The sequence below is a fragment of the Sphingomonas mangrovi genome (assembly GCF_047975845.1).
Lineage (GTDB): Bacteria > Pseudomonadota > Alphaproteobacteria > Sphingomonadales > Sphingomonadaceae > Sphingomonas.
The window spans coordinates 15,418-27,190 of the sequence record NZ_JBIUCZ010000023.1; the positions used below are offsets into that span (position 1 = coordinate 15,418).

General features: G+C 64.8%; 12 protein-coding genes and 4 pseudogenes. 4 read left to right on the top strand and 12 right to left on the bottom strand.

Annotated elements, in window-relative coordinates:
• The first annotated feature begins 24 nt into the window (after positions 1-24).
• A complete protein-coding gene (locus tag ACBY01_RS11730; RefSeq protein ID WP_416461046.1) occupies positions 25-345 on the top strand; it encodes a hypothetical protein in 321 nt (106 codons plus the stop codon).
• A gap of 57 nt (positions 346-402) precedes the next feature.
• Here the strand turns inward: ACBY01_RS11730 and ACBY01_RS11735 are convergent.
• Positions 403-1,013 (bottom strand): annotated as a pseudogene (locus ACBY01_RS11735) (integrase core domain-containing protein); the annotation flags it as partial.
• Positions 1,014-1,062: 49 nt separating this feature from the next.
• On the opposite strand from ACBY01_RS11735, the pseudogene ACBY01_RS11740 reads away from it, so the two are divergent.
• Positions 1,063-1,218: pseudogene (locus ACBY01_RS11740) on the top strand (transposase); the annotation flags it as partial.
• 28 nt (positions 1,219-1,246) lie between these two features.
• Here the strand turns inward: ACBY01_RS11740 and ACBY01_RS11745 are convergent.
• Both ACBY01_RS11745 and ACBY01_RS11750 read right to left on the bottom strand, forming a co-directional pair.
• Positions 1,247-2,368: pseudogene (locus ACBY01_RS11745) on the bottom strand (IS3 family transposase).
• Between the two features lie 62 nt (positions 2,369-2,430).
• Positions 2,431-3,054 (bottom strand): annotated as a pseudogene (locus ACBY01_RS11750) (DUF4158 domain-containing protein); the annotation flags it as partial.
• Positions 3,055-3,183: 129 nt separating this feature from the next.
• Here ACBY01_RS11750 and ACBY01_RS11755 point away from each other — a divergent pair.
• Complete coding sequence (locus ACBY01_RS11755) at positions 3,184-3,816, top strand: recombinase family protein (RefSeq protein ID WP_416461047.1); 633 nt, start codon at positions 3,184-3,186, stop codon at positions 3,814-3,816.
• A 5-nt stretch (positions 3,817-3,821) separates the two neighbouring features.
• On the opposite strand, the gene ACBY01_RS11760 is transcribed toward ACBY01_RS11755, so the two are convergent.
• The 7 genes from ACBY01_RS11760 to ACBY01_RS11790 all read right to left on the bottom strand — a co-directional run bounded on the left by ACBY01_RS11760 (position 3,822) and on the right by ACBY01_RS11790 (position 9,069).
• Positions 3,822-4,217: an alpha/beta hydrolase gene (locus ACBY01_RS11760; RefSeq protein ID WP_416461095.1), complete on the bottom strand. Its 396-nt coding sequence runs from the start codon at positions 4,215-4,217 to the stop codon at positions 3,822-3,824.
• Positions 4,163-4,921, bottom strand: coding sequence for an alpha/beta fold hydrolase (locus tag ACBY01_RS11765; RefSeq protein WP_416461048.1), 759 nt, complete (start codon positions 4,919-4,921; stop codon positions 4,163-4,165). Before ACBY01_RS11765 ends, ACBY01_RS11760 begins: the two co-directional genes overlap by 55 nt.
• Positions 4,922-4,941: 20 nt before the next feature.
• The gene (locus ACBY01_RS11770; RefSeq protein ID WP_416461050.1) at positions 4,942-5,235 is read right to left on the bottom strand and encodes a ribbon-helix-helix domain-containing protein; all 294 of its coding nucleotides are present in this window, start codon (positions 5,233-5,235) and stop codon (positions 4,942-4,944) included.
• Positions 5,232-5,888, bottom strand: a complete 657-nt coding sequence (parA, locus tag ACBY01_RS11775) for a ParA family partition ATPase (RefSeq protein ID WP_416461093.1) — start codon at positions 5,886-5,888, stop codon at positions 5,232-5,234. The genes ACBY01_RS11770 and parA overlap by 4 nt, the downstream gene beginning before the upstream one ends.
• 327 nt (positions 5,889-6,215) lie before the next feature.
• Positions 6,216-7,037, bottom strand: a complete 822-nt coding sequence (locus ACBY01_RS11780) for a helix-turn-helix domain-containing protein (RefSeq protein ID WP_416461051.1) — start codon at positions 7,035-7,037, stop codon at positions 6,216-6,218.
• A gap of 393 nt (positions 7,038-7,430) precedes the next feature.
• Positions 7,431-8,381 (bottom strand): replication initiator protein A, encoded by a 951-nt coding sequence (locus ACBY01_RS11785; RefSeq protein ID WP_416461052.1) that lies wholly within the window; start codon positions 8,379-8,381, stop codon positions 7,431-7,433.
• Between the two features lie 250 nt (positions 8,382-8,631).
• Positions 8,632-9,069: a hypothetical protein gene (locus tag ACBY01_RS11790; RefSeq protein WP_416461053.1), complete on the bottom strand. Its 438-nt coding sequence runs from the start codon at positions 9,067-9,069 to the stop codon at positions 8,632-8,634.
• A gap of 330 nt (positions 9,070-9,399) precedes the next feature.
• On the opposite strand from ACBY01_RS11790, the gene ACBY01_RS11795 reads away from it, so the two are divergent.
• On the top strand, positions 9,400-10,575 hold the full coding sequence (locus ACBY01_RS11795; protein WP_416461054.1) for a PQQ-dependent sugar dehydrogenase: 1,176 nt from the start codon (positions 9,400-9,402) through the stop codon (positions 10,573-10,575).
• Between the two features lie 53 nt (positions 10,576-10,628).
• On the opposite strand, the gene ACBY01_RS11800 is transcribed toward ACBY01_RS11795, so the two are convergent.
• Positions 10,629-11,111 carry a hypothetical protein gene (locus tag ACBY01_RS11800; protein ID WP_416461055.1) on the bottom strand — a complete coding sequence of 161 codons (483 nt, stop codon included), beginning with the start codon at positions 11,109-11,111 and terminating at the stop codon, positions 10,629-10,631.
• Positions 11,112-11,226: 115 nt separating this feature from the next.
• Positions 11,227-11,610, bottom strand: coding sequence for a hypothetical protein (locus tag ACBY01_RS11805; protein ID WP_416461056.1), 384 nt, complete (start codon positions 11,608-11,610; stop codon positions 11,227-11,229).
• Positions 11,611-11,773 lie beyond the last annotated feature (163 nt).

Below are 11,773 nucleotides of genomic sequence, written 5' to 3' on the forward strand. Positions count from 1 at the left end.
AAGATGCGGCCTATCCATTATCAGATGAAGCCATTCGTTCTTGTCCCGGCGATTGCCATGACTTTGGCAAGTTCAATGCCGGCGGTTGCCCAGCAAGCGACCAATACGCGCGATACCCAGCGGGCCTATGGCAGCCGGCTTGATCGGCAAGCCGTACCCGAGGTCAGTAGCGGTGTGGTGCAACGGCAGAATTCGCGGATCGAGAGCCGCATCAACAACCGCCTGAACACCAGAATCGAACGCTACGCGGTCGCAGTTGATCCCGCCGCGTCGCTGCGAACGCGTGCCGACGACGGAACGCGGCGCTCCACGATCGTTCAGGCGCCGTTGCCACCTCCCGAATAATGATATGAAGGACGGGATTTGCGTGTTCTGGATAAACGCTGATCGGGGAAACGAAGCTTAGGTGTTTGATCCCGGACTTTTATGGTGCGGATTTAACGTGAACCGCGCCGGCTCGTTTTGCCATGCCTTGCAGATGGCCTCGTAGGGGGTGAGCCCTTTGAGGGTCTTGAGCCTGCGGCCGAAGTTATAGGCGACGACAAAATCGCCGAGGTGCTGCCGCAGCTGGTTGTGGCTGTCGTAATGGTAGCGCTTGACAGTGGCTTCTTTAATCGTCCGGTTCATCCGCTCGACCCGCCCGTTGGTCCACGGATGTTCACCTTGGTCAGGCGGTTGTCGATGGCGTTCTCGTCGCAGACGCGGTCGAAGATGTGGTGGAAGGCATATTTGTCGCAGGCGCGATTGGTGAACTGTATGCCGTTGTCCGTCAGCACGGTGTGGATGGTGTAGGGGACGGCCTCGACCAGGTTGCGTAGGAACTGCGCGGCGATCATCTTGCCGGCTTGCTCGTGCAACTCGACAAACGCGAACTTGCTCCTCCGGTCGATCGCGACGAACAGGCGGAGTTTGCCCTCGGCGGTCTGGACCTCGGCAATGTCGATATGGAAGTAACCGATCGGGTAGGTCTTGGACTTGCGCTTCGGCTCCTTGTCGCCGGTCACTTTGAGTAGCCCCTAGATTTCTGGGCACCTTCGATCCTAATTTTGAGGACAGGAGGCGATGATGGGGAAGGCCAATTTCAGCGATGAGTTCAAGCGTGAAGCGGTGGCCCAGACCACCGATCGCGGATATCCGGTAGCCGAGGTTTCGCAGCGGGTCGGAGTCGGCCAGCACTCGCTGTATGCTTGGAAGCGGCAGCTGGGCAGGCCGGCCATTCGCGTATCCAGTGACCTGCTCCCCGTTTTCAGGCCGCTGATAAGTTAGCTTCGGTGTGCTCATGCCCTTGGCGGGGGCGGTTGGTGAACTCGGCGGGTGCCATGCCGCCGAGGCATGCTGTGCGGACGCACGGTGTTGTAGTCCGTCCGCCATGCCTCGATGATCCGTCTCGCCGCAGCCAGCGAGGGGAACAGGTGCTCGTTCAGGCACTCGTCGCGCAAGCGACCATTGAACGATTCAACAAAGCCGTTCTGCTGCGGCTTGCCCGGGGCGATGTAATGCCACTCGACGCCGGTGTCCTGGCACCAGGCGAGGACGGCGTGACTGGTCAGTTCGGTCCCGTTGTCGCTGACCACCATGCACGGCAGCCCGCGACGCTCGGCGATGACGGTGAGCTCGCGGACGACATGCCGGCCTGACAACGAGGTGTCGACGATGCACGCCAGGCATTCCCGGCTGTAGTCGTCGATGACGTTGAGCATGCGGAACCGCCGGCCGCAGGCCAATGCATCCGACACGAAGTCGAGCGACCAGCGCTGATTGAGTTCCTGCGGGATCGCCATTGGCGCCCGCGTGCCCAACGCACGTTTCCGGCCGCCACGCTTGCGCACCGTCAGCCGCTCCTCGCGATACAGACGGTACACCTTCTTCAGGTTCATGCCCTTGCCCTCCCGCCCGAGCAGGATCGCCAGCCGGCGATAGCCGAACCGACGACGCTGATTGGCGATCTCGCGCATCCGCTCGCGGACAGCATCGTCCCTTCCGCGAAGCGGCTCATATTGCCACGCCGACCGGTTGACCCCGATCAGCCTGCAGGCGCGACGCTCGGAGAAGCCGTGGTCGGCCATCAGCTTCTCCACCGCAGCGTAGCGATCCACAGACCGGGTCAGTTTTTTCCCAGCAGATCCTTCAGCGCCGACACGTCCAGCATCGACTCCGCCAGCAGCTTCTTCAGCCGCCGGTTCTCGTCCTCAAGCGTCCGCAGCCGCGCCGCCTCCGACACCGTCATCCCGCCGTACTTCGCCTTCCAGTTGTAGAACGTCGCGTCGCTGATCCCGTGCTTCCGGCACAGCTCCGCCGTCTTCATGCCAGCCTCGTGCTCACGCAGCACGCCTATGATCTGATCCTCGGTAAAACGGCCTCGCCGCATCGCTCGTCTCCATCTGACGAGCCAACCTACAAATCGCCTGATTTCCGGGGAGCAGGTCAACAGCCAAGCCGAGTGCGACCGTGATCGTCAGAGGCGATCAGGTGTTCGAGCGCGGCTTCCTGCTCGGCCGGACAGTCGCGGATCAGGTTGGAATGGGCCGCCTTGCGCGCCCGTGTCCGCACGATGAGCGCAAGCCGTTCCAATGTCGATGCCGCCGGCAGCACGATCCGATCTGCCCGCAGCCGATCGACCATACCCGCGACGATCGTCTCGCCTCTATCGGTCGAAGCGGCGATCTCCGATCCCAGCGCCAGCATCGCCCGTAAATCCGCCCGCGCGAAGGCGCGCAGACCGAGCAGGGCTTCGATCTCGGCTCGGTGTTCGCGCAATGTCGTTAGGCGCGTGGCATAGCCGGTGAAGTCTTCGGCCACGCAACCGATCTGATCGGCGAGCAGCGCGAGCATGGCGCCGGGCACGTTCTCGCCCGTCAGCAGCCCGCGCCCGGGATGGCGTAGGTAGCAGAGCTACACCGCATAGCCAATCCGGTTGGCCCCGCGCCGACGTCGCGCCACCTGCGCCAGATCGTCGGGACCGAGCGTATAGAGCCGTTCGATCGTCGCGTGGTCGGCAGTCGGGTCGAAGATCGCGGTACGCTGTGCGGGCGACAGGATGGTCTTGGTCGGCATCGGCTTCCTGTGCGTCACGAAACAGGAACGCGGACCTGTTCATGGAGCATAGACCAGAAGACGGATTATGTGACAGGATCAGGATTATTGGAGGAGCGATCCCGCTCCGTCACGCGAACGGACGTATATGTGACAACCCAAATCGGTTACGCCCGGGTGTCCAAGGCAGACGGTAGCCAGGTCCATGACCTCCAGCGCGACGCGCTGATTACGGCCGGCGTCGATCCCGACCATATCTACGAGGATGCCGCCTCTGGTCGACGCGACACGCGGCCCGGTCTCGACGCGTGCCTCAAGGCGCTACGCTGCGGGGACACGCTGGTCGTGTGGAAGCTGGATCGGTTAGGGCGCGACCTGCGCCATCTCGTCAATCTCGTGGGGGAGCTGACGAAGCGGCAGATCGGCCTCAAGGTGCTGGCGGGCGAAGGCGCGTCGATCGACACCACCACCGCCAATGGCCGGCTGATCTTCGCGATCTTCGCCGGCCTCGCCGAGTTCGAGCGTGAGCTGATTGTCGAGCGTACCCGTGCTGGCCTCGCATCCGCTCGCGCGCGTGGCCGGCACGGCGGGCGCCCGTACAAGATGACGCCGGCCAAGCTACGCCTCGCCCAGGCGGCCATGGGCAAGCCCGAGACGAAGGTCGCGGAGCTGTGCGCCGAACTCGGCATCACCCGCCAGACACTCTACCGGCATGTCACGCCCAAAGGCGAGATCAGGCCGGACGGCGAAAAGCTTCTTGCCCGGAAGACCCGCTCCGCCTGACCACATCATTTGCTCCGAAACAGGGCAGCAATCGCATCTGGCTGTTCGGTCGGGACGTGATGTGCGGCACCGTCAATGACGACATGACGGCCATGTTCAACTGACATGGCAATCTCCTGCCCCAGTTCGGGGGGCGTCGCATCGTCCAGCGCGCCGGAAAGCACCTCGACCGGCACCTTGATGCGGGAGAGCAGCGACCGAATATCGCCACGCTCGAAAACTGCGGCATCGAGCGCCAAGGCAAGAGAAGCCGGATCATGTGAAGCCATGACCTCGCGTTCGCTGGCCGCCTCGGCAGGGTGCACCTCTACCCACCCCGGCGCGGTCGTCAGGTGCTGATTTTCGCTCAGCCCCCAACTCGCCCACCCTCGTCCAGCAAGGCCGCGCGACGGTTTCGCCATGCCCCAACCCGTTCGGGGTACTCGGCACGCGCACTGCTATTCACCACTACAAGGCGTTCAACAACATGCGGATGCCGGATAGCGAGCCGCAGCGCGATCATGCCTCCTTGGCTGTGGCCGACGATCGTCGCCAGCGTCGCTCCATTCTCTGCAATCCACAGTGCCAGATCATCGGCAATGCCGTCCAGATCGACACCATCGCGCCAGCCACTGACGCCATGGCCCGGCATGTCAAAGGTGACCAACCGCTTGCCGGTTCCCACCCGGTCGGTCAGCGGGGTCCAGAACTGGCGGTTCAGGAACAGGCCGTGCAAAAAGAGAACGGGATGTCCGCTGCCGCAGTCGTCCCAACCGTAGAGCACGCCATTGATCCGCGCCTGTCGCGATGGCGCTGCGCTGTGCCGTGCCATCGCAATCAGCAGCGAATCCTCGAATATCTGATATCGCGCGATGAGGCCGTCACGGATCGTGAACCGGATAGCGTAATCGCTGTCCACGATGGCATCGGCGGGTTGAACGCGGTGTCGGAACCGCCCGAGCGCGATGACGTCCCCGCCGTCTCCGATCACGCGCTCGACCGAAAAGGCCAACGGGCGAAAGCCGGTGGGAAAGCGTTCGAGCCAGCGGCGCACCCCATCGCGCCCTTGTATAATCCCAACCGTGACGACCGCCGGGTCGCCGTCGACGTGCCAGATCGCCTCCATTAAACCGTGGGACCAAACACCTAATCCCCCAGCGGGCTCTCGCCGTGCTTTCTCAGCACGTCGTTGAACGCCTCGGCCATCAGCGCCTGAAGGCTGCGGTTCTGGCGGCGAGCGAGCATGTGCATCGCCAGCGACATCTCGGGGCTGAAGAAGCCGGCGATCTGCTTGCGGCCTTCGCGGCTCGCCGGACGTGACGTGCCCCCCCTTCCCTGCCCGGCGTCGACCGGTGTTGCCTGGGGTGTGGCCGCGGCTTGCGGCGGCGGGACGGGTGCGGTTTGGCCGCGCAGGTTGGCGAAGCTGGGTTTGCGGCTCATGCGGCGGCCTTTCTCTTGAAGCGCGGGGTCGGCATGTCGAGTTGTCGACATGTCCACCTGTAGATTTCGCGAACCTCGTCGGCGGCCTTGCCGTCGGGCTCGAACTCCATGACGGTGCGCCCTTCGGCGCTGGCGTGGCGATAGGCGGCGCGATCGGGAAGGACGAGCGGACACGGCGGAGTGCCAAAGCTTTCGACGAGTTCGCCGGCCTCCTGGTAGACGCGCGGAGCGTTGGGAGCGCCGGCGGTGAACACCACGAACGCTGGCTTGCGCAGCAGCTGGACGAGCTTGGCGGTGGTCTGGATCGCCGAAAGGTCGAAGGCGCTCGGCCGGCACGGGATCAGCACCAGGTCGGCGACCTCGACGGCGGCGCGGGCGGCGCTGTCGGCGTGCGGCGGCGTGTCGATGACGATCACCTGGGCCCCCTGCCCTTGCGCCTGGGCGACCTTGGCGGCGAGCCGCGGCGGCGGGCTGTCGATCACCTCGGGCGGTGCATCCTGGCGCCACGCCGCCCATTGGCTGGCGGTCGCCTGCGGATCGGTGTCGATGATGAGCGAGACGCGGCCCGCATCCTGGGCGGCGGCGGCCAGGTGCAGCGACAGGGTGGTCTTCCCCGCCCCGCCCTTCTGGCTGATGATGGCGATCGTCGGCATGTCGGTTCCCATACATGTCTACATAGCGACAGTGCAACATGTATGCGCAGAGTCGAGATATTCGGACGGCGAAATTGGTCGTCGCCCAACGAAAGATGGCCGGCCGGTAGGCCCCTTCCTCAAGCCCATTTGCCTTGTCAGAAACGGGCCCGGCGCGCTCAGGACCTCAACCGTTCCGCGTCGCGCAGAAGCCAAGATGATGCCGCGCCCTTTCCGCTTGCGCCCGTCGGGGAGCATTGCGGCGGCGTAGCCGACGCTCCTGGGGTTGCCGGTTGGGTCGGGTTTGCGGTTTTGTGGTTTGGTTTTCCAGTCTTCGACCGTCAGGCTTCATGCCGGCGACCGGCTAGGTCGTCGTCCTTCGATTCTTAAATAGGAATTCAGTAGCGGTTCCGGATGGTTTTGAGACTCGCACTGATCGATGCGACTGCCGAGCTTGGCAAGCACCTTCCCCAACGCTCCGCCGACCGTCACCTCGGCAAGCTCGCGGCACGTCAGCTGCGCACGCATCGCCGCCTGCTCTTCGACACGGACGGCGGCGTGGTGGACGACATCGTCGGGTAGTGGTGGTGTCGGGCGCAACCAGCGCGGCAGGTGACCGAGCAGCCGCTGGGGCAGGGTAGGGCGGTAGGCATTGGAGGTCTGCGCATAGCGCGGCCCGGGGCCCTCGCCGTCGACACGCTGGAAGCGGCGCTGGCGGACCAGGAAACCGGCCGCCTCGAGTATGTGCAGCGCGCGCGCGACGGTGGCGCGGCCGAGCGCGGTGGCGGCGGCGAGATGGTCGTAGCTCGGATAGACGCGGCCGCGGTTGAGCCGGGCGAGCGTCAGCAGCTCCTCGTAGACGCGTACCGCGCCCGCGGTCATCGCGGCGATCGCGCGTTCGGCGGCCGACAAAGTACGCCCCTCGGCACGCACCGCGCGCTTGAGCCGGCGGCCGGCGTCGAGCGCGGCGCGCGCCATGCGCAGCAGCCGGTCGGTCTCGCCCTTGGCCGGCACTGCGAAGAACTGTTCCTCGAAGCTCCCCGCTTCGACGCTGTCGCGCAGTACGGGCATGCCGGTGCGGTGCGGCGCGCCCGAGCGCGCGGGCTTGCGGCGAGCGCCGAACCCGCCGAGCGCGAGTGCGGTCGCTTCCCCCAGGGTGAACGCCGTCATCTTCCATCCCCTCGATGGGGCTGGGACCGAGACAAAAAGAGGGCGTGGCGCGAAACGCGCATCCTTGAACCGACGTGCGATCAGGCGTATCTAGAGGAGGTTAGTCAGACCTCGGGTCGACGTTTGGCGACGTCGCTCCATCAATCCTGGGATGCCCGGCCTTCGTGCCGGGCGTTTCTTTATGTGGTCACAGCCGCGTCCTGATCCGTGCGCCGGCCCCCACGACCGGTGCGGCGGCAGTTTCGCAGCTAAAATCCAACATCGGAAGCGCTTGCGGTTCGTGCTTTCGAGTAGGAAATGCCGAAAAAGTTCGTGCTTTCGAGTATCAAAAGCCCGGCGGATTCGTGCTTTCGAGTAGGAATTGGGCTGCCGGTTCGTGCTTTCGAGTAGGAATTACTCGGCGCGCTCGGGCTCGGCCGTCGCCGATTCGGCGCCTGATTCGTCCGCAGGCTCCGGCAGCTCGGCCACGCGCGGGGTGAGGACGACGCGCACCGGGTTGGACTTGCGTCCGCGCCGCGCCGGCTCCGCCTCGCCGACGGTTTCGACCAGCTCGAGCCGGTAATCGGGGATCGCGTCGGCGCCGGCGATCTGCTTGAGCGCGGTGCGGAAGTTCGCCAGCGGGTTCTGATAGCCGATCTGGAGGCGGAAGGTGGCGAGGTCGACTTCCATCCGCTCGCTGTCCGACGTCGACCGCGCGACTTCGTAGATCCGCCGCTCGATCGGCCCGAGCTGGAAATAGGCGGTGGCATAGTTGAGCACCTGCCGATCGCGCAGGATCGCGCGATACAGCCAGTCGCACAGCCGCACCTTGACCGCCTTCAGCCGGCGCTCGCCGCTGCGCGTCTTGGAGTAGTGGAGCTTGGCCTCGGACAGCCACGAGAAGAAGCCTTCCTCGCCTTCGCCGCCGGCTTCGATGTTGGTCTTGATCTGGGTGCCCTGCAGCCGCTCGAGCGCCTCGGACAGCCGGGCATAGGATCGCGCCGAATGGTTGCTGCCGGTGACGCTGAACAGGTCGTGCGCGGTGAAGACGAAATCCTGCGCGACGTCTTCGCCCGCTTCGATCTTCGCCGCCATCAGACTGGCGATGTAGAGCACGATCTCCTTGTCATAGATCGTCGCCACACCGCTAGCACTGGGCCGCACCTCGATCGAAACGCTGTCGGTATTGTAGGCGAGCGGCTTCATCCACGCGTTCTTGGCGAGCGCGAAGAAGGGGAATGCCATCAGCGACCGCTCGCCGCGGATCTCGCCGTGCAGCGGGCTGTCGAGCAGGAACAGCTCGCCCTGCGGCACGGCCTTGGTCTTGCCGCTCTTGGCGCGCGGGGGAGGGGGCGATTGGGTCATGGGCTATTTCTACTCGAAAGCACGAATCTGCATACCCCATCGGCACCTTCGCAGAGGGGCACGAGCCGATCCGAGGCGCTCCATTCGTGCTTTCGAGTATGAATTCGGATGCAAGGGTATGGGATCTGCGATGCAGCTCAACTGGAGATCGAACACTTCTCTGTCGGATTGTCGACACGTATAGGGTTGTACATTCATGCTCAAGCATGCACGCCTGCATGCGCCATCGCCAGGAGCTGCCGCGCGGCGATCATGCGCGACTGTACCGAAGTCCGTTGCTCGCCATCCCGCCCTTGGCGTCGAAGCAGCTCCAAACCTCTCCCCAGTCGGTTGGACCGACAGTAATGCCCATGTCCCGACCCAAGGTGGCATGGACGAACGCCAACTCGGCGTCGATGGCGGCACGTCCCAGCCAGTCCGGTTTCACCCCTGAAAGCCGAACGCTCCACGACGCTTGTTCGAGGCGATCCTCGTGAAAGCAGAGCGCGAGCGATGCCGGTTGGCCGCCGAAGGTCAGATCGCCCAGATCGAGCCACGCATATCCGTTGCCATGATCCCGGAATCCGGTTAGCCAGTCCGTCATTCCCGGTTCGATCGCCGATCTGCGTTGCCCTGCTTCCAAAGCCGCGACGGTACCGATGCGGATGATGCCGGTGCCCCGGTCGATGGTGAACGTCGTGGCCATCATGGCTCCCTCCATCGTCGCGCGGGAGGTGGCAACGACCGCTTCATCAGGTGGCGCTTCAACGCCGGCGGGCCGAGAATGCGACCCTGCCGAAGCGTATGCGATAGGTGCGTCATGGAACAGTCCGTGGGCGACCACGCCGGCAATGCGCTGAGGTGGCGACGCACCTACATGTCGACATATCTACACTGCGACCTGTTTGCGTGTAGCATCGAACACACCGTTCCTCGCGAGAACAGTCGCCGCCTCAACCCTCTTCTTCCTGCATCCTCCCGGCTCCGGGAGCGTTCAACGCGAAACCGTACAGCATCGCGGGCCTGAGGAATAAGCGTCATGCGGACACACCCCTTTCTGCCGATCCTTCTTGCGCTGAGCGTCGCCGGCTGCGGTGGAGACGATGGCGACGGCACCATCAGCCCGCCGCCGGTTGTCACCCCGACGCCTACGCCGACACCTACCGCCATGCCGACGCCAGCGCCCGCCGTAACGGCGGTGAACCAACGCGTCGTCGTCGGCCTCGACAACCCCTGGGCGATGGTCTTCCTGCCCGACGGGCGCCTGCTTGTCACCGAGAAGTCCGGCCAGCTGCAGCTCGTGACGCAAACCGGTGGCAAGACTGCGGTGGCCAACGTGCCGCGCGTCACCTTCTCGGGCCAACTCGGACTGCAGGACGTCGTGCTCGACCCCGAGTTCGCGACCAACCGCCGCATCTGGATCAGCTATGCCGAGCCGGCGAGCGGCGGCCAGCGGCTCGCCGTCGCGCGGGCGACGCTCGACCTGGCGGCAACGCCCCGGCTCGACGACCTCACGGTGATCTGGCGCGCGACGCCGGCGACGACCGGCGGTCAGCTCGGGGCGCGCCTGGCCTTCGCACCTGATGGCCGCACGCTCCTCGTCACTTCCGGCGAGCGCCAGCAGGGGACTCCGGCGCAGGACATGTCGGGCACGCTCGGCAAGATCGTGCGCATTAGCCTCGACGGTACCGCCGCCCCAGGCAACCCGTTCGCCGCCACGCCGAATGCCAAGGCGGAGATCTGGTCGCTCGGCCACCGCAACCCCTATGGCTTGGTTTTCGCCAGCGACGGGCGGCTGTTCGAATCCGAAATGGGCCCGGCCGGCGGCGACGAGTTCAACCTGATCGAGCCGGGCCGCAACTATGGCTGGCCACGCGTGTCCGAGGGCGACAATTACGACGGCAGCTCGATCCCGCGCCACGCCAGCGACCCGTCCTACACCGCGCCGCTGGTCAGCTGGACGCCGGTGATCGCGCCGGGCGGGATGATCCAGTATCGCGGCACCGCCTTTTCCGGATGGAGCGGCGACTTCCTCCTTGCGGGACTGGTGCAGCAGGGGATCGTTCGCGTCCGGGTCTCGGGCAACCAGGCGAGCGAGGTCGCACGCATCGGTCTGGGCGCCCGCATCCGCGAAATCGAGGAGGGACCGAACGGCTCGCTATGGGTGCTGCGCGACGGCAGCGACGGCGCGCTGGTAGAGCTGACGCCGCGCTGAGTTTGGCGCGGGCGGCGGCGCTTGCGGCTAAAGCCAGGACCGCCGGGCGGGCGCTATTGCGAGGAGAAGCGGATCAGGACGCGATGGTCCGGCAACATCAGCGCAAAGCCCGTCGCGTACAGGTCGGACGCGAACGGCCTGCCGACGGAGACGGATTTCTCGATCACATAGTCCGATCCGTGCCGGAACCGGGTCAGGTCCACGTCCGCCAACAACCAGGCGGGCGGCGCGCCCATCGTTACCGGACGCGACGCCGCATCCGCTTGCAACGCGCGGGAGACCGCCGCGACATCGGCGTCGGAATAGCGCACCACCGCCCACAACATCGTATCGGTCGTACCGAAGCGCTCGTCCTTGCCGATCGTGGTGACGGACCATTTCGCCCAGACCGGCACGAGTCGCAGCGTCACGAACTTGCCCAAGGTGGCAACGTCGGTCTGAACCCCGGCGAACGTGTCGGCCTCATTCCTTGAACAGCCGGGCGCACCCATCATGACCGACGCGCCGATGGCGCGAACGCGCGCGATCCGTTTCACAGCCGGTTTTCGACACGCGCCGACCGTCGGCGGGCTGCCGTTGACGCAACCACGGGGCCCTGGACGCGGTGAAGTCCCGAAACGAATAATTGCAGTTGCCGCACAACCACCAAGCCTAACGTACGCTACCCCGCCACGGCTCCACCCCTTGCCGATCGAGTTCCGCCGTCACCATCCGCAGATTCTGCGGCGATACCATCGCTCGCAACAGCAACAGCGTTTCGATCTGCACAGCATTGGGCGGCGATGCTCGCTCTTCGGCCTCCGTAGGGGACGCCGGCGCTCGATCAGCGCATTGGGTGCGCAGGTCCTGAACCGCGTCGTCTATGTCGTACAGGGTCGCGCGGATAAGTTCGAGCGTCTCCTGCCTGACATCCGCCTTCGCCAAGTGATCTCGGAGATAGGTGCTGATCGGAACGCCGGCCACCTCGGCCCGCGTAGCGTAAATCAGCATCTGGCTCTCACTCAGACGGACCCGCACCCAATTATCGAGCTTCATACAACCTCCGGCACGCGATGTGACCAATTTCGACGTTACAAGTAACTGTTTTATTTATTTTTTTTTAGACAACGTGGCGATTTGTGGAACAATTTTTTGAAGCCTTTTTGGAATTGTCGTTTTATTTCAGTTATTTAGCAGCGCCGATAGGTGCGTATGGTGT